The organism is Parabacteroides faecalis, from assembly GCF_022809355.1.
Lineage (GTDB): Bacteria > Bacteroidota > Bacteroidia > Bacteroidales > Tannerellaceae > Parabacteroides > Parabacteroides faecalis.
This window is the reverse complement of sequence record NZ_JAKZMM010000032.1, coordinates 31,281-49,341: the sequence shown is the minus strand read 5'-3', so window position 1 is coordinate 49,341 and position 18,061 is coordinate 31,281. Positions and strand designations below refer to the sequence as shown.

General features: G+C 42.0%; 15 protein-coding genes and 3 tRNA genes. 17 read left to right on the top strand and 1 reads right to left on the bottom strand.

What is annotated here, in order from left to right:
- Positions 1 to 392 precede the first annotated feature (392 nt).
- From MUN53_RS12450 to MUN53_RS12410, 9 genes are all read left to right on the top strand, one after another.
- A tRNA-Gly gene (locus tag MUN53_RS12450) sits at positions 393 to 465 on the top strand.
- 44 nt (positions 466 to 509) lie between these two features.
- Positions 510 to 593, top strand: a tRNA-Leu gene (locus tag MUN53_RS12445).
- A 16-nt stretch (positions 594 to 609) separates the two neighbouring features.
- Positions 610 to 693 (top strand) — tRNA-Leu (locus tag MUN53_RS12440).
- Positions 694 to 772: 79 nt separating this feature from the next.
- On the top strand, positions 773 to 1,789 hold the full coding sequence (locus tag MUN53_RS12435; RefSeq protein WP_243325752.1) for a DNA/RNA non-specific endonuclease: 1,017 nt from the start codon (positions 773 to 775) through the stop codon (positions 1,787 to 1,789).
- Positions 1,790 to 1,804: 15 nt separating this feature from the next.
- A complete protein-coding gene (locus MUN53_RS12430; protein ID WP_243325749.1) occupies positions 1,805 to 3,094 on the top strand; it encodes a nucleotide sugar dehydrogenase in 1,290 nt (429 codons plus the stop codon).
- Positions 3,095 to 3,475: 381 nt separating this feature from the next.
- Positions 3,476 to 4,369 (top strand): glucose-1-phosphate thymidylyltransferase RfbA, encoded by an 894-nt coding sequence (rfbA, locus tag MUN53_RS12425; RefSeq protein ID WP_243325747.1) that lies wholly within the window; start codon positions 3,476 to 3,478, stop codon positions 4,367 to 4,369.
- A complete protein-coding gene (locus MUN53_RS12420) occupies positions 4,356 to 5,447 on the top strand; it encodes a GDP-L-fucose synthase family protein (protein ID WP_243325746.1) in 1,092 nt (363 codons plus the stop codon). The genes rfbA and MUN53_RS12420 overlap by 14 nt, the downstream gene beginning before the upstream one ends.
- Positions 5,435 to 6,586 (top strand): GDP-mannose 4,6-dehydratase, encoded by a 1,152-nt coding sequence (gene gmd / locus MUN53_RS12415; protein ID WP_243325744.1) that lies wholly within the window; start codon positions 5,435 to 5,437, stop codon positions 6,584 to 6,586. Before MUN53_RS12420 ends, gmd begins: the two co-directional genes overlap by 13 nt.
- 100 nt (positions 6,587 to 6,686) lie before the next feature.
- On the top strand, positions 6,687 to 7,832 hold the full coding sequence (locus MUN53_RS12410; protein WP_243325742.1) for an OmpA family protein: 1,146 nt from the start codon (positions 6,687 to 6,689) through the stop codon (positions 7,830 to 7,832).
- A 212-nt stretch (positions 7,833 to 8,044) separates the two neighbouring features.
- Here the strand turns inward: MUN53_RS12410 and kbl are convergent, their stop codons facing one another.
- Complete coding sequence (kbl, locus tag MUN53_RS12405; RefSeq protein ID WP_243325740.1) at positions 8,045 to 9,235, bottom strand: glycine C-acetyltransferase; 1,191 nt, start codon at positions 9,233 to 9,235, stop codon at positions 8,045 to 8,047.
- A 212-nt stretch (positions 9,236 to 9,447) separates the two neighbouring features.
- Here kbl and MUN53_RS12400 point away from each other — a divergent pair, with 212 nt between their 5' ends.
- The 8 genes from MUN53_RS12400 to MUN53_RS12365 all read left to right on the top strand — a co-directional run bounded on the left by MUN53_RS12400 (position 9,448) and on the right by MUN53_RS12365 (position 17,981).
- A complete protein-coding gene (locus MUN53_RS12400) occupies positions 9,448 to 10,413 on the top strand; it encodes an NAD-dependent epimerase/dehydratase family protein (protein ID WP_243325737.1) in 966 nt (321 codons plus the stop codon).
- 178 nt (positions 10,414 to 10,591) lie between these two features.
- Positions 10,592 to 11,356, top strand: coding sequence for a DUF1295 domain-containing protein (locus MUN53_RS12395; RefSeq protein ID WP_243325736.1), 765 nt, complete (start codon positions 10,592 to 10,594; stop codon positions 11,354 to 11,356).
- 1 nt (position 11,357) lies between these two features.
- Positions 11,358 to 12,590, top strand: a complete 1,233-nt coding sequence (locus MUN53_RS12390) for an NADH:flavin oxidoreductase (protein WP_243325734.1) — start codon at positions 11,358 to 11,360, stop codon at positions 12,588 to 12,590.
- Positions 12,587 to 13,438, top strand: a complete 852-nt coding sequence (locus tag MUN53_RS12385) for an SDR family NAD(P)-dependent oxidoreductase (protein ID WP_243325732.1) — start codon at positions 12,587 to 12,589, stop codon at positions 13,436 to 13,438. Before MUN53_RS12390 ends, MUN53_RS12385 begins: the two co-directional genes overlap by 4 nt.
- A gap of 297 nt (positions 13,439 to 13,735) precedes the next feature.
- Positions 13,736 to 14,944, top strand: coding sequence for an L-serine ammonia-lyase (locus MUN53_RS12380; RefSeq protein ID WP_243325730.1), 1,209 nt, complete (start codon positions 13,736 to 13,738; stop codon positions 14,942 to 14,944).
- A gap of 14 nt (positions 14,945 to 14,958) precedes the next feature.
- The gene (locus MUN53_RS12375; RefSeq protein WP_243325728.1) at positions 14,959 to 15,963 is read left to right on the top strand and encodes a glycoside hydrolase family 43 protein; all 1,005 of its coding nucleotides are present in this window, start codon (positions 14,959 to 14,961) and stop codon (positions 15,961 to 15,963) included.
- 19 nt (positions 15,964 to 15,982) lie between these two features.
- Positions 15,983 to 16,552 carry a cob(I)yrinic acid a,c-diamide adenosyltransferase gene (locus MUN53_RS12370; RefSeq protein ID WP_022455980.1) on the top strand — a complete coding sequence of 190 codons (570 nt, stop codon included), beginning with the start codon at positions 15,983 to 15,985 and terminating at the stop codon, positions 16,550 to 16,552.
- Positions 16,553 to 16,646: 94 nt separating this feature from the next.
- Positions 16,647 to 17,981 (top strand): aminotransferase class I/II-fold pyridoxal phosphate-dependent enzyme, encoded by a 1,335-nt coding sequence (locus MUN53_RS12365; RefSeq protein ID WP_243325726.1) that lies wholly within the window; start codon positions 16,647 to 16,649, stop codon positions 17,979 to 17,981.
- The last annotated feature ends 80 nt before the right edge of the window (positions 17,982 to 18,061 follow it).

Here is an 18,061-nt window from a genome sequence, read left to right as displayed (position 1 = left end):
TTTTTTATCTTTGCAAAGGTAATATGTAAAGCCTTTTAGTAAGACTTATTTTATCTGTAGAGTTTTTTAGTAACGTATCAAAAAAGTGTAAAGTAAATTTAGGCATAGTCATGCTGATTTCAAGCCTGGCGGGTTGTATAAAAATATACGCCGGCTTTTCATCAATTTACGCCGGCTTTTGATGAAAATACGCCGGCTTTTTCACAAAAGATGCCGGGGATTTTGTTTCTTGCTTCAGATATGGCTGTTAACACTTTTTAGATTGTATTCCTATTGGTTGATTATCAGTTTAAAATCGATGTCTTTTGGATATCTTTATCGAATTATACTATTCAAAAAAGAAAGAAAATTTTGGAGGGTAAAAAAATATGTCTATCTTTGCACCCGTCAACGCGGAAGTAGCTCAGTTGGTAGAGCATAACCTTGCCAAGGTTAGGGTCGCGGGTTCGAGTCCCGTCTTCCGCTCTGAGAAGGAGCGGTAAGAGACCGCTTTATTTTTGTAGTGAAATGCCCAGGTGGCGGAATTGGTAGACGCGCTCGTTTCAGGTGCGAGTGGCTTTGTGGTCGTGCAGGTTCGAGTCCTGTTCTGGGCACTACGCATTTTGATATGCGTAGGTGGTGGAATTGGTAGACACGCTACTTTGAGGGGGTAGTGCCGGTTACGGCGTGTGAGTTCGAGTCTCATCCTACGTACTTTGATCAATTAAAATATGTCCTGTCTGTATAACTATTTTACGAATAGATATACGGACTTTTTTGTTTTAAAGAAGTAATGGTAAAAAAGAAAAACACTTCATCAGCTCGGAAGAAGAAAAGCAGTAAGCGAGGAACAGCCGTCATCGCTTCGTTGAAACATCTGTTTTATACAGCCTGTTTCTTTGTGGTTATACTTGCTGGGGTTTTGTTTGTATATGAGAAAGTATCGGATTACGCCGCCGATAAAGACTGGTCGATAAAGAAGTTCAGTGATTGGGTACCGGATATTAAGCAGAAGGATAAGACGGTAGAAAATGCCGTCTCGGAGGTGAAGGATAAAATCGTCAAACCTTTAGAGAGTCAGTTGCCAAAAACATCTGAATCGAAGACAGTCCGTTTTCAGCAAGGGGCAGAATTGCCGGTATGTCCAAAATCTTGTACGGAGCAAGTTATCCGTCATAAAGGATATACCGTTTCTTATAATTCCGATTATCGGGTAGCCAATTGGGTAGCTTATGAACTGACAAGCCAGGAAGCAAAAAGTAATGCTGCCGAACGCTCCAATAAATTTGTACGAGATCCGATGGTGAAAGGTGTCTCTGCCGAAAATGGAGATTATACCCGTACAGGGTATGACCGGGGACATCTGGCTCCGGCAGGAGATATGAAATGGTCGGCACAAGCGATGCGCGAATCGTTTTACTTAAGTAACATTACTCCCCAAAAGCCGGGTCTAAACCGAGGTGTTTGGAAAGACCTGGAAGAACAATGCCGGATGTGGGCGGCAGATAACGGGAAACTACTGATTGCGACAGGACCGGTATTGACACCGGATTTGAAACGCTTGGGGAAAAATCGTGTCGCTATCCCGAAAAAGTTTTATAAAGTAATTTGTATGATCCAGGACAATAAATACGAAGCTGTCGGGTTTATATTTGAGAACAAGGATTATGGCAAGACTTCCCTTCGGACGTTGATGGTGCCGGTTGACAGTGTGGAGCGATTGACGCAAATAGATTTCTTTGCCTCACTGCCGGATTCAATCGAGGATCGGATGGAAGCGGCCGTTAATCAAAAAGCCTGGTCATATTAAATAGGATGGATATTTATGTTTGCTGCGTTAAAGAATAAGGAAAAGAAAATAGCAATTGTGGGATTGGGATATGTCGGATTACCCTTGGCAATGGGGTTTGCCGATAAACTTTCTGTGATAGGATACGATATCAATGAAGATCGTTTGGCAAAACTTCGGGAAGGTATTGATCCGAATGGAGAACTGGAATCTTCGCAATGGAAGGGGAAAGATATAGAATTTACATCTTCTGTGGACAAACTGAAGGAAGCTTCGTTTTATGTCATCGCTGTCCCGACTCCGATTGATCAGCATAATGAGCCTGATCTGACACCCTTGTTGTTGGCAACCCGAACAGTTGCGTCTGTACTTGATCCGGGAGATTATGTGGTTTATGAATCGACAGTTTATCCGGGTTGTACAGAAGAAGATTGTGTCCCTCTGTTGGAAGAGATATCCGGATTGAAGTGTAAACAGGATTTTAAGATAGGTTATTCACCCGAGCGGATAAATCCGGGAGATAAGGTGCATAGGTTGCAGAATACGGTAAAAATTGTTTCCGGCTGTGATGATGAAGCCCTGTCTGAAATCAAACAAGTTTATGGTTTGATCATAGAGGCAGGTTTGCATCAGGCTTCATCAATTCGGGTTGCAGAAGCTGCCAAGATTATTGAGAATACCCAGCGCGATGTCAATATCGCTTTGATGAATGAGTTGTCAATCATTTTTGATAGAATGGGTATCAATACTTTTGATGTCTTGGAAGCTGCCGGAACAAAATGGAACTTCTTGCATTTTTATCCCGGTTTGGTGGGTGGCCATTGTATCGGTGTTGATCCGTATTATCTGGTACATAAAGCAAAAGAGTTGCAATACCATCCCAAGATGATAAACTCCGGTCGGTTTGTAAATGACTCCATGGGACGATATATCGCTAAGAAAATAGTGAAGAAAGTCTTGGCGCAAGGAAAAAATATTCTTCATGCCCGTGTTTTGGTGATGGGAGTAACATTTAAGGAAAATGTATCGGACATACGCAATTCGAAAGTTGTAGATATGGTCCGCGAGTTTATGGACTTTGGAGCCGTAGTCGATGTAGTGGATCCTTATGCTTCTCCATTAGCCGTAGAACAAGAATATGGGATTGAATTGAAAGAGCAGCCAGGTAAGGATTATGATGCAATTGTCGTTGCTGTTGCTCATAAAGATTATATCTTGTTGGATGAAAATTATTTTATTTCACTATCTAATGAGAAAGCAGTTTTAGGAGATATTAAAGGATTATATCGTCATAAGATTAAGAATATGGCTTATTGGAGCCTGTAATAGAGATGGTTAATAGGTGAATGAGGGTGTATAATACTCTTATGAAATGAAAGCTTAGTTTTTTGTATAACATAAATTATTAAAAGAACCGGGCTTAAACCTAATAAACTTTAGATATTTTTTAAAAAGGTGTTGTAGAATATATATTTTTATTTGGATCGTAAAATTAAAAGGTCCTATCTTTGCGACAGATAACCTAAACAATCTTTTTGCCTTAAAGACTAATGCCTATTAAAAACCTGTAAAGAGGATCTTTGAGAAAAGATCCTCTTTATGATTTATAGACCTTCTATTTTTATGCTTCGCTTTATTTTTCTCAAACTTCTATGGCGGATAATCTTTTTTTAATTATGTTTGTTGTATTAAAATTGTAATGGATATATGAAAGGAATTGTTTTAGCTGGAGGATCTGGTACCCGTTTGTATCCTATAACGAAAGGAGTTTCGAAACAGTTGTTACCTATATATGATAAGCCTATGGTTTATTATCCGATATCGGTATTGATGTTGGCTGGTATTCGGGATATATTGATTATATCAACTCCACAAGATTTACCGGGTTTCCGACGTTTGTTAGGTGATGGAAGTGATTATGGAGTTCGGTTCGAATATGCTGAGCAACCTTCACCGGATGGTTTGGCCCAGGCTTTTATTATTGGTGTAGATTTCATTGGTAACGATTCAGTTTGTTTAGTCTTGGGAGATAATATCTTTTACGGACAGAGTTTCTCTTCCATGTTGCGCCAAGCTGTTTCGGTAGTAGACCAGGAAGGCAAAGCAGCCGTCTTCGGATATTATGTAAATGATCCGGAAAGATACGGTGTTGCAGAGTTCGATCAGGAAGGAAATGTAATCAGTATAGAAGAGAAGCCGAAGAAACCCAAGTCTAACTATGCTGTGGTAGGACTTTATTTCTATCCGAATAAAGTAGTAGAGATTGCGAAACAGATAAAACCGTCTGCACGGGGAGAATTGGAGATTACAACTGTCAATCAGGAATTTCTGCAGGAAGGCAAACTAAAGGTACAGTTATTGGGACGTGGTTTTGCTTGGTTGGATACAGGAACCCATGACTCGCTTTCGGAGGCTTCTACTTTTATCGAGGTGATAGAGAAACGACAAGGTCTGAAAGTAGCTTGTTTGGAAGAAATTGCTTTTAGAAACGGTTGGATTGAAGAGAGCCGGTTAGAGGAAATTGCTAAGCCTATGGTTAAAAATCAATACGGACAATATTTGTTGCAGCTTATCAAGGAAAAAGATAGTGGAGAAGAATAGTAAAATATTTGTCGCAGGGCATAGAGGTTTAGTTGGTTCAGCGATTTTGAATAACTTGCGAAATAAAGGTTATCATAATTTCGTATTGCGGACACATGCAGAATTAGACCTGACTGATCAATCGGCTGTTTATCGTTTTTTTGAAGAAGAAAAACCTGAATATGTTTTTCTGGCCGCAGCTCATGTGGGTGGAATTATGGCAAATAGCCGGTATCGGGCTGATTTTATTTATCAGAATCTGATGATTCAAAACAATGTGATTCATGCCTCATACCTGAACAATGTGAAGAAACTTCTGTTCTTAGGGAGTACATGTATTTATCCTAAAGAAGCACCTCAGCCTATGACTGAGAATTGTCTTTTAACTTCAGCTTTGGAATATACGAATGAACCGTATGCCATTGCGAAGATAGCAGGATTAAAAATGTGTGAGAGTTATGACTTGCAATATGGAACTAACTATATAGCAGTTATGCCAACCAATTTGTATGGTCCTAATGACAATTTTGATTTGGAAACCTCGCATGTGCTGCCTGCTATGATACGGAAAATTCATTTGGCCAATTGTTTAACGCAGTCTGATTGGATATCTGTGCGTGAAGATTTGAATCATCGTCCGGTTGAAGGAGTCGATGGAAAGTCAAGTGAAAAAGAGATAGAACAGGTGTTGGCTAAATATGGTATTTTCTCCGGTTGTGTGAAATTATGGGGAACCGGAACTCCATTAAGAGAATTCTTATGGAGTGAAGAGATGGCGGATGCATCTGTTTATATTATGGAACGGATTGATTTTGCCGATTTGTGTAAAGGGCAAGATACTGTTATCCGGAATACTCATATAAATATAGGTACAGGAATAGAACATTCTATTCGTGAAGTTGCTCAATTAGTCTGCAAGTCGGTTGGTTTTACTGGCGTGATAGAATTTGACTCATCCAAACCGGATGGAACTTTGCGTAAGCTCACTGATGTAAGTAAGCTGCATGCTTTAGGGTGGCATCACCAGATTGAGTTGGAAGAAGGAATAGATCGATTGTATAAATGGTATATAGAAAATAGTAAGACATGGGAAAAGTAGCATTAATAACTGGTATTACCGGACAAGATGGAGCATACTTGGCAGAATATTTGATAAAAAACGGCTATGTAGTACATGGTATCAAACGGCGTTCGTCTATGTTTAATACCGACCGCATTGATCATCTTTATCAAGATCCACATGTTGAAAACCGGAATTTAGTGCTTCATTATGGGGATTTAACGGATAGCTTGAACTTGACACGTATTATCGGAGAAGTACAGCCTGATGAGATTTATAACCTGGCGGCAATGAGTCATGTGAAGGTAAGTTTTGATACACCTGAATATACAGCCAATGCTGATGGTTTAGGTGTGCTTCGTATTTTAGAAGCAGTACGTCTGTTAAGGTTGGTTGATAAAACTCGTATTTATCAGGCTTCGACTTCTGAATTATATGGCTTAGTACAAGAGGTTCCGCAGAAAGAAACTACTCCTTTTTATCCGAGAAGTCCTTATGCTGTTGCTAAGTTATACGGATATTGGATTACGGTGAATTATCGGGAAGCCTATGGGATGCATGCTTCCAATGGAATACTTTTTAATCATGAATCTCCTTTGCGGGGAGAAACATTTGTGACACGCAAAGTCACACGGGCTGTTTCCCGTATCGCTTTAGGTATTCAGAAGCAAGTTTATTTGGGAAACTTAGATGCAAAACGAGATTGGGGACATGCTAAAGATTATGTCAGAGCCATGCATTTAATTCTACAACAAGATCAGCCTGATGATTATGTTATTGCCACTGGAGTAACTACTTCTATTCGAGACTTTGTGAAAATGGCTTTTGCTGAGATTGGAGCAGATTTGGAATTTCAAGGCAAAGGTGTGAATGAAGTGGCTTTATTGGCTGGTGTCAATGAAACCGTATTTAAGAATGTAGTAGGGGAATCATACCTGGATCAGTTTAAGCAACGTATCGGAAGTATCGTCGTGGGAGTAGATCCACAATATTTTCGTCCAACAGAGGTTGATCTTTTGATTGGAAATGCAGAAAAGGCACAGAAAAAATTGGGTTGGACACCGATGTATACGTTAGAGGATCTCGTACATGATATGATGGTGAGTGATATCAAATTGATGAAAAAAGAGTCTTATTTACGTGAAGGCGGTTACAGAATATTGAATTATTTTGAATAGTGTAAAAACATTTCTCGCTTTTGTTTGTTGTATATATAGAAATACATTAATTTTGTATTTAATTAAATAGTGAATTGTTTCATTTAAAAGTTTATAAATTATGAAAGTAAAAGCGTTATTATTAGCGTTGCTGTCAGGGTTCGTATTGAATGCTACAGCGCAGGAGTTTAAACCCCAAGTTGGGTTTAGCACAGAAAAAGGCTATAAGACCAATTTCAAAAAGAATAAAGCTGGAGATAATTGGTTTATTTCTATAGCTGGTGGTGCTAGTATGCTGTTAGGTGACCAAAATAATAAGGCTGACTTTGGTAGTCGTCTTAATTTTGCTCCTCAGTTCTCTTTCGGTAAATGGTTTAATCCGTACTTGGCATTCAGAACACAGATTAACGGTGGTGTTCTGCATGGTTTTGAAGGAGAACAAGCATATATGCAGCATAATAAATATGTAGCAGCTCATGTTGATTTGTTGTGGGATGTTACTAATTTCTGGGCTCCGTACAACGAGAAAAAAGTATTCCGTTTGATTCCTTGGGTCGGTTTTGGTTATGCTCAGCGTTTCAAAACAACAGAAGCTGTTGAACGTGCTAGAACGGAATCTCCGACATTGAATGCCGGTATCTTGACTGCATTCCGTTTGAGCAAGCGTGTTGATTTGAACGTTGAAATTCAAGGTTCTTTGTTGAACGAACAATTCAACCGTGTAAGCATGTATCACTTAACTGATGGTATTGCTCAATTGAGCGCAGGTTTGACATTCAAATTGGGTAAGACTGATTTCGAAGTTCTTGAACCAATGGATTATGACTTGCTGAACGACTTGAATAGCCAGATCAATGCTTTGCGTGCTGAAAATGAAGAATTGAGCAAACGCCCGGTTTCTTGTCCTGAATGTAAAGAAACAGTTACAGAGGTCGTTAACAATGTTGTTGACAATGTTGTATTCTTCCGTCTGAACAGTTCTAAGATCGATAAGAACCAGCATATCAATATCTATAATACAGCTGAATATATGAAGGCTAACAATACTCCGATTAAGGTGATTGGTTATGCTGACAAGAAGACTGGTAAAGCTGATTATAACATGCAGTTGTCTGAAAAACGTGCTAAAGCCGTTGCTAAAGAATTGACTGAAAAGTATGGTATCGATTCTAGCCGCATCACAATTGAATGGAAGGGTTGCGAAGAACAGCCTTATAGCGAAAATAGCTGGAACCGCGTTGTTATTATGCGTGCAGACAATAAATAATATATTATTAGCTTAAGTAATTAATTAGAGAGATGCGTCCAATTTTTGGGCGCATCTTTTTTTGTTTCTGTCAGTTCAGTAGAGTAAATGTATACTTGATACAGTATGGTAAAATAAAAACTCCTGAGAATTTACTTCCCAGGAGTTTTTTATAGGTATGTTATATCCGTTTATATTAATAATGGATATGTTTGTACTTTTAGAGTTACTTCTTATTTGATAACGCCTAATTCTTTACCCACTTTGATGAAGGCTGCAATTGCTTTATCAAGATGTTCTTTTTCATGACCAGCTGACAATTGTACGCGAATACGAGCTTGACCTTTCGGAACAACCGGATAATAGAAACCTGTTACGTAAATACCTTCTTCTTGCATCTTGGCTGCAAAGTCTTGTGACAACTTAGCATCATATAGCATTACTGCGCAGATAGCTGATTGAGTAGGTTTGATATCAAAGCCGGCAGCCATCATCTTATCGCGGAAGTAAGTAACGTTTTCCATTAATTTCGTATGCAAGGCATCGCTTTCCTTCAACATCTTGAACATTTCCAAGCTTGCACCAACGATAGCTGGAGCTACAGAGTTAGAGAACAGATATGGACGAGAACGCTGACGAAGCATATCGATGATTTCTTTCTTACCTGTTGTGAAACCACCCATAGCACCACCAAAGGCTTTTCCTAATGTTCCGGTAAATACATCAATACGTCCGTAGCAATTGAACTGTTCGGCAACGCCATGACCTGTCGGTCCAACTACTCCGGCAGAGTGTGATTCGTCGACCATAACCAACGCATCATATTTTTCTGCCAATTCACAGATCTTATCCATCGGAGCTACATTTCCGTCCATAGAGAATACACCGTCTGTAGCGATGATACGATGACGTTGTGCTTGTGCTTCTTGCAGACAGCGTTCCAAGTCTGCCATGTCTGCATTTGCATAACGATAACGTTTTGCCTTACACAGACGAACACCATCAATGATAGAGGCATGGTTCAAAGCATCTGAAATGATAGCATCTTCTTCTGTAAATAAAGGTTCAAACAAACCACCGTTTGCATCAAAGCAAGCTGCATATAAAATAGTATCTTCTGTTTTGAAGTAATCAGAGATTGCTGCTTCCAATTGCTTGTGAAGATCTTGAGTACCACAAATGAAACGGACTGAAGACATTCCGTATCCATGAGAATCCATGGCAGCTTTGGATGCTTCAATCAAGCGTTTGTTGTCAGAAAGACCCAGATAATTGTTCGCACAAAAGTTTAAAACATCGCTTCCTGCATTTACCTTGATGTCGGCACGCTGCGGAGTGGTAATAATTCTTTCATTCTTGTACAAGCCGGCTGCCTGGATGTTTGCCAGTTCTGCAGCTAAGAAATCCTTAAATTTTCCGTACATGATAATATATATTTAATGGTTCTAGATTAAGATACCGTAAAGAAACAAATATTTTTTATTTGAATCTTGCGGAAAAAGTTTTGTTTTTGACTAAACGAAACAAAGTTCTTATTTTTTTTTGAGAAACAGGCGAAAAAAATCAAGAAAATCATGTAAAAACAATTTTTATTCTTCTACCTTTGTTCGCAGATAACTTAAATCTCAAATGTAAAATGAAGAATATATTAATTATTGGTTCAACCGGACAAATCGGTTCTGAACTAACCATGAAGTTGAGAGGTATTTATGGCGGAGCAAATGTAGTTGCAGGATATATTCCGGGAGCAGAACCTAAAGGCGAATTATTAGAGTCGGGACCTTCTGCCATTGTTGATATTACAAACGAACAACAGATCGCAGAAACCGTTTCTCGTTATAAGGTTGATACTATATATAATCTGGCGGCTTTATTATCTGCTGTTGCAGAAGCCAAGCCTCAGTTGGCATGGAAGATCGGTATGGGCGGATTATTCAATGTATTGGAAGTAGCTCGTGAAATGCATTGTGCCGTATTTACTCCGAGTTCAATTGGTGTTTTCGGTAATAATACTCCGAAAGACAAAACTCCTCAGGATACAATCCGTAATCCGAGAACGATGTATGGTGTAACGAAAGTTTCCGGAGAGTTATTGAGTGATTATTATAATATCCGTTTTGGTGTGGATACTCGTTCAGTTCGTTTCCCGGGTTTGATTTCTTATGTAACACCTCCGGGTGGTGGAACAACCGACTATGCTGTTGATATTTATTATTCTGCAGTTAGAGGTGAAACATTCAAATGCCCGATCGCTGCCGGTACATTTATGGATATGATGTATATGCCGGATGGTTTGCGTGCTGCTATTGAAATCATGGAAGCCGACGCTTCGAAGTTTGTACATCGTAATTCATTCAATATTGCATCTATGAGCTTTGATCCGGAAATCATTTATAACAGCATCAAGAAATACTTACCGGATTTCAAGATGGAATATGCCGTAGATCCATTGCGTCAGTCTATTGCTGAATCATGGCCTAACTCATTGGACGATACTTGCGCCCGCGAAGAATGGGGTTGGAAGCCGGAATATGATTTGGATTCTATGACTCGTGATATGTTGGCCAAGTTAAAAGAACGTTTGGTTGATGCTAAGAAATAAATAGGACTATATATTTAATTCTTGATCTATATTGGGGAATTGAGTTGACTTCAGAAACTCAATTCCCTAATTCCTTTTTAGTGGTAACTTTTTCTGATTACTCCTTGATTTTTATGAGTAAAGGGAAGGCCTCTTCCTTATTTCTTTTAACTTTGCGTTTACAACATTCTTTTGGCTTATGAGTATAGAATTATTTCACCAGATATTGATCGGTTTTTCTGCTGTCGGGTTGATTGTTTTTATTGCACTGTTTTTTGTGAAAGCTGGCTATGGCATGTTCAGAACAGCGCAATGGGGATTTTCTATCCCGAATAAAATAGGCTGGTTGCTGATGGAAGCTCCTGTCTTTTTCGTCATGCTAATTTTGTGGCTTCAGAGTGACCGGTCTGTTTTGTCTGTTCCTTTCCTCTTTTTTCTCTTGTTTGAATTGCATTATTTCCAGCGTTCTTTTGTCTTTCCTTTTCTGATGAAGGGAAAGAGCCGGATGCCTGTTGCTATCATGCTGATGGGTGTGGTATTTAATTTGCTGAACGGATATATTCAGGGAGAATGGCTTTTCTTTTTGGCTCCGGAAGAATTGTATTCGTCGGCTTATTTATGCCGGATTAATTGCTGGATAGGAATTATTGTCTTCTTCCTGGGAATGGGAATCAACTGGCATTCTGATTATGTGATCCGCCATTTGCGTCAGCCGGGCGACACCCGGCATTATTTACCGCAGAAAGGGTTGTATCATTGGGTGACATCCGGGAATTACTTCGGTGAATTGTTGGAATGGACCGGATTCGCTGTGGCTACTGCTTCGCCGGCTGCCTGGGTATTTGTCTGGTGGACGTTTGCCAATTTGGCTCCCCGGGCTTATGCTATTCGCCAGAAATACCGTGAAGAATTCGGTGTGGAAGCTGTCGGAAAACGGAAATGTTTAATACCTTATATATTCTAATATGACTTCGATATTATTTACACCCGGAAAGATAGGACCGCTGACCGTGCGTAACCGGACGATTCGTTCGGCAGCGTTTGAAAGTATGTGCCCGGGAAATGTTCCTTCCAAAGAATTATTGGATTATCATCATTCGGTAGCGGCTGGTGGTGTCGGAATGACAACGGTAGCTTATGCTGCAGTGACACGCAGTGGTTTGTCTTTCGATCGTCAGTTATGGATGCGTCCGGAGATTGTTCCTGGCTTGAGAAAGGTGACGGATGCAGTACACAAGGAAGGTGCTGCTGCCAGCATTCAGTTGGGACATTGCGGAAATATGTCGCATAAAAGTATTTGTGGCGAAACACCGGTCGGTGCTTCTACCGGATTCAATTTATATTCTCCGACTTTTGTTCGTGGCTTGCGGAAAGACGAACTTCCCGCCATGGCGAAGGAATTCGGTAATGCTGTGCGTCTGGCACGCGAGAGTGGCTTTGATGCTGTCGAGATACATGCCGGACATGGATATCTGATCAGTCAGTTCCTGTCGCCTTATACCAATCATCGGAAAGATGAGTTTGGCGGTTCGTTGGAAAATCGGATGCGTTTTATGGATATGGTAATGGAAGAAGTAATGAAGGCTGCCGGAAATGATTTGGCTGTCTTGGTGAAGATGAACATGCGCGACGGCTTTAAAGGAGGTATGGAATTGGACGAAACATTGCAGGTGGCTCGCCGACTGAAAGAAGACGGAGCTCATGCATTGGTATTGAGTGGCGGATTCGTAAGTAAGGCTCCTATGTATGTCATGCGTGGAGCTATGCCTATCAAGACGATGACTCATTATATGGATTGCTGGTGGCTGAAATGGGGCGTCCGGATGGTGGGTAAATGGATGATTCCGACCGTACCTTTCAAAGAAGCTTATTTCTTGGACGATGCTTTGCTGTTTCAGCGGGAAGTCCCGGGTATTCCGTTGGTTTATGTCGGTGGTCTGGTATCCCGAAAGAAGATAGAAGAAGTGTTGTCGTTGGGCTTTCCTTTTGTGCAAATGGGCCGGGCCTTGCTGAATACGCCTGATTTGGTCAATCGGATGAAGGCAGAAGAAGATTATTGTTGTGATTGCGGTCACAGTAACTTCTGTATTGCCCGTATGTACACATTGGATATGGCCTGTCATAAGCATCTGAAGGAGAAAATCCCAACTAGCCTGCAAAAGGAAATCGAACGCTTGGAGGAGGAAGCCCGGTCATGAAAGGTCGTGCCGTCATTACGGGTGCCGATGGAGGCATGGGTTCTGAGATTACGAAGGCGGTTGCCCAGGCAGGTTATGAAGTCATTATGCTTTGTTCCAGTCTGGAGGCTGGAACGATCCGTCGGAATCAGATAGCGCAGGAGACAGGTAATCAGGATATACAGGTTCGGCAGGTGGATTTGTCGATCATGAGTTCGGTCATGGCCGTAGCCGATAGCTTACTGGCTGATGGGAAACCAATTGCTTTGCTGATGAATAATGCCGGAACCATGTGTACGCATTTTCAGCAAACACCCGACGGACTGGAATATACCGTAGCAGTAAATTATGTGGCTCCTTATCTTTTGTCACGTAAGCTGTTGCCTTTGATGCAAGCCGGTTCCCGGATTGTCTGCATGGTTTCTTGTACGTATGCCATCGGTCAGATTACGCCTGAGTTTTTCACTCGTGGGAAGAAAGGAGAGTTCTGGCGTATTCCGATATACAGCAATACGAAATTAGCCCTTTGGCTTTTTGTACGTAAGTTGGCTTTGGAAGTAGCTTCGCGGGGTATTTGGGTCGGAGCTTCCGATCCGGGTATCGTTTCGACGAATATTATCCGGATGGATATGTGGTTTGATCCGTTGACGGATCTCTTCTTCCGTCCGTTTATCCGCACACCGAAGCAAGGGGCTGCTACGGCTGTTCATTTGTTGTTAGACGGACTTCCGATGTCGGAAACAGGACAAATGTATGCTTCCTGTAAGCAACGTCGTCTGAAACCTGTTTACTTGAATCATCCGCAGATGGATTCTCTGTGGAACGATACGGCAGATTATCTGGCAAAGCATTGCGGCATTCATTTCTGAATATAGGCAGATAAACTGGCTTAGTTAGGGATATAAAAGTCCGAAAATAAGGAGTGATTTTATATTCGCCCTCGGCGAATATATATTCATCGGCGGCGAACATGTATTCGCTGGGGGCGAATATATATTTGTCGGGGGCGAATAATTTTTATCTGCCATGCTTTCCGGTTTTTGTAAACAGGTTTACAAAGATTCTGTCGTATTCTCTCTGAATAAATCCTCGGATTTTATAGAGGGAACATCTGTTATCTCCGGATTTTCTCCTTATCTTTGTTCAGAAATTAAAAAGAAAGAAATATGGATTCAATCAGGCATATATTCCGTATCGGTCATGGTCCGTCTAGTAGCCATACGATGGGACCGATGCGTGCCGCCGAGATGTTTCTGAAGAAAAATCCTTCGGCAGCAAGGTTTGAAGTAACTTTATACGGTAGTCTGGCAGCTACCGGAAAAGGTCACATGACGGATGCCGCCATTTTAGGTGTGCTTTCGCCGGTGACTAAGACTGATATCATTTGGAAGCCCAAAGAATTTCTGGCTTTTCATCCGAACGGTATGTTGTTCGAAGCCTTTGATGCCAACGGAAACAAGCAGGATTCATGGACGATTTACAGTATTGGCGGTGGTACGCTGGCCAATGAAACATATAATGAAAAGACGGATACGGAGGTGTATCCGATGCACAATATCCGTGATATCCAGGCTTGGTGTGAGAAAAGCGGGTATTCGTATTGGGAATATGTAGAACAATGCGAAGGCTCCGGTATCTGGGATTATCTGGCTGAAGTATGGGAAGTGATGCAAGAAGCCGTTCGTCGTGGTCTGGAAGCCGAAGGCATTTTGCCCGGAGGTCTGGGAATCCGCCGGAAAGCTTCTGATTATATGATCCGTGCCCGTGGCTATGGAAGCAGTATCAAAAGTAGGGGATTGGTATATGCCTATGCATTGGCTGTCTCTGAAGAAAATGCTTGTGGTGGAAAAATCGTAACAGCTCCGACCTGTGGTTCGTGTGGAGTCATGCCGGCAGTATTATATCATCTGAAAGAAACACGTGAGTTTCGCGATTCGCGTATTCTGCGAGCTTTGGCAACGGCCGGTTTGTTTGGAAATGTTGTCAAGACCAATGCTTCCATTTCCGGTGCCGAAGTAGGTTGTCAAGGCGAAGTTGGAGTTGCGTGTGCCATGGCAGCGGCAGCAGCCAGTCAGTTGTTTGGTGGAACACCTGCCCAGATTGAATATGCGGCCGAAATGGGATTGGAACATCACTTGGGACTAACGTGTGATCCGGTATGCGGTTTGGTACAGATTCCTTGTATCGAACGGAATGCGTTTGCAGCAGCCCGTGCGTTGGATGCCAATACCTTCTCGAACTTCTCGGATGGAAGACACCGGGTAAGCTTCGATCAGGTAGTAGAAGTCATGCGGCAAACCGGTAACGACCTGCCCAGCTTGTACAAAGAAACGGCCGAAGGTGGTTTGGCTATCAAATACGACGCTCATCAATAATAATAACAATAAATATGAACAAATTAATTCTGAAGACCTCTGTGTTATCTCTTTCTGCTCTTTTCCTGGCTGCTTGCGGGCAGACAAAGAAAGAGCAACCCGCCGAAGAAGTATTAGCTAAAAGCGGGAATCCGGTGTTTGAAGGCTGGTATGCCGATCCGGAAGGAATCGTTTATGGTGATACGTATTGGATTTACCCGACGTATAGCGACCGGTATGAGTTGCAGACACATTTCGATTGCTTCTCTTCCAAAGATTTGGTTAATTGGACCAAACATGAATCTATTCTGGATACAACGGAAGTGAAGTGGGCCAAGCGGGCGATGTGGGCACCGGCTGTAATCAGTAAAGACGGGAAATATTATCTTTTCTTCGGAGCAAATGATGTGCATGAAGGCGAAGTTGGCGGTATTGGCGTTGCCGTTGCCGATCGTCCTGAAGGACCCTATAAGGATTTGCTGGGAAAACCGTTGATCAATGAGATTGTAAACGGAGCACAACCTATCGACCAGTTTGTCTTCCAGGATAACGGAACTTATTATATGTACTACGGAGGCTGGCGTCATTGCAACCTGGTAAAACTGAAAGATGATTTTACCGGTCTTGAACCTTTCGAGGATGGAGAAATCTATAAGGAAGTAACGCCCGAAGGATACGTGGAAGGTCCGTTTATGTTTAAGAAGAATGGTAAGTACTACTTCATGTGGAGTGAAGGAGGCTGGACGGGTCCGGATTATTCGGTAGCGTATGCGATTGCTGATTCTCCGTTCGGACCATTCGAACGCTTGGGTAAAATCTTGCAGCAAGATCCCGAAGTTGCTACTGGAGCCGGTCATCATTCGGTGATTCAGGTGCCGGGAACGGAAGAATATTATATTGTTTATCACCGTCGCCCGTTGGGAGATAAGGAAGGAAATCATCGTGTGACTTGTATCGATCGGATGACGTTCGACGAACAAGGACATATCAATCCGGTGAAAATAACTTTCGAGGGCGTGGAAGCACGGCCTATTCGTTAATCAGGATAAACCATTTATTATGGTAAGGATTTATACGCGAGGTGGCGATAAAGGGAAGACTGGTATTCATGGTGGCGAGCGGGTTGATAAGGATGATATCCGGATCGAAGCGAACGGCACGCTGGATGAATTGAATGCCTTGTTGGGAATTGTCCGGACTTTCCTTCCTGCTGATCATGAATGGCAGAAACTGCTGGGACATATTCAGCGGGAAATGATGGTTGTTATGTCGCATGTAGCAACGCCTTCTGCCTTGCGTATGAAGAATCCGAATCCACTTCCGGAAGGATTGGCCGCTTATTGCGAGGAACAGATCGACCATCTGACTGCCCAGATGAAGGAGACTTCGTACTTTGTCTTGCCGGGAGGAACACCCGTTGCGGCTCATTTGCAATGGGCTCGTACTGTAGCCCGGCGTGCAGAACGCCGTCTGTGGACGTTGAATAAACAGGACGAAGTTCCGCCTTGTCTGTTGCAATTCATCAATCGCCTGTCGGATCTGTTGTTTGTGATGGCACGCTATGAAATGTTCAGTCAGGGAGAAGCAGAAGAAAGATGGAAAGACTTTCTTTACAAAAGACGTAAGTAAACTGGAATAACAGAACAAATTGAAAGGCAAAAGCGGGGGAGATTAGAAATATTTTCCCTACTTTTGCCTTTGTAATGTATAAATATAACTTGAAATGAAGAACACTCCGATAGATTATCAGGTAGCACAGGAAGTCATCGATAGCTACCATTTGCCAGATTTCGGTAAAGCCACCATCCGCGAAGTCGTGGCTATCTCCAACGAATTGGAAGAACGGACAGGCCAAGAGTTTGTCCATATGGAAATGGGGGTACCGGGTTTGAAGCCGGCACAAGTAGGCGTGGATGCCGAAATCAAGGCCTTGCAAGCAGGTATTGCTTCGATTTATCCCAATATTAACGGATTGCCCGAATTGAAAGAGCAGGCTTCCCGTTTTATCAAAGCCTTCATCAATGTGGATGTATCTCCGGAAGGATGCGTGCCAGTAACAGGCTCGATGCAGGGAACGTATGCCTCTTTTCTTACTTGCGGGCAATGTAATCCCGAAGAGAAAGATACCATTCTCTTTATAGATCCGGGTTTTCCGGTACAGAAGCAGCAGATTACAGTGATGGGATATAAGTATGCTTCCTTTGATGTCTATGATTATCGCGGAGAAAAGTTGTGTGATATATTGGAATCCTTCCTGAGCAAAGGAAATATTGCGGCTCTTATTTATTCCAATCCCAACAATCCGGCTTGGTTCTGTCTGACTGATGATGAATTGAAGATTATTGCCGAAATGGCCAATAAGTATGATGTCATTGTCATAGAAGACTTGGCTTACTTTGCCATGGATTTCCGCAAGAACTTAGGTACACCGTTTGAACCACCTTACCAGCCGACGATTGCCCGTTATACCGATTATTATATTCTTCAGATATCTGGCTCGAAAGCCTTTAGTTATGCAGGACAGCGTATCGGTGTGACCGCTATTTCCGATAAATTATATCATCGGGCTTATCCGGGATTCAAGCAGCGTTATGGCGGTGGAACCTTTGGTACGGTTTATATTCACCGAGTACTGTATGCGCTTTCTTCAGGAACAAGTCATTCTGCCCAGTATGCTTTGGCTGCTATGTTCAAGGCGGCAGCAGACGGTACTTTTGATTTCGTCTCTGAAATAAAGGAATATGGCCGGCGTGCTGCACGCATCAAGAAGATATTTACCGATCATGGGTTCAAGATTGTCTATGACCATGATTTGGATCAGCCGATAGCCGATGGCTTTTACTTTACCATTGCTTATCCGGGCATGACTGGTTCGGAACTGATGAAGGAATTGATGTATTATGGAGTCAGTGCCATTTCACTCGGAACAACCGGTAGCCGTCAGGAAGGTTTGCGGGCTTGTGTTTCTTTCATCAAGGATCATCAGTATGATTTGTTGGACGAACGTTTGAAGATCTTTGAAGAGAATCATCCGCTGGCAGGGAAGAATGAAGGATAAAAGCCAGTGAAATTCATTAGGTGCTGTAAACAATAAAAGCAAAGAGAGTAATCAGCGGAATGATTACTCTCTTTGCTTTT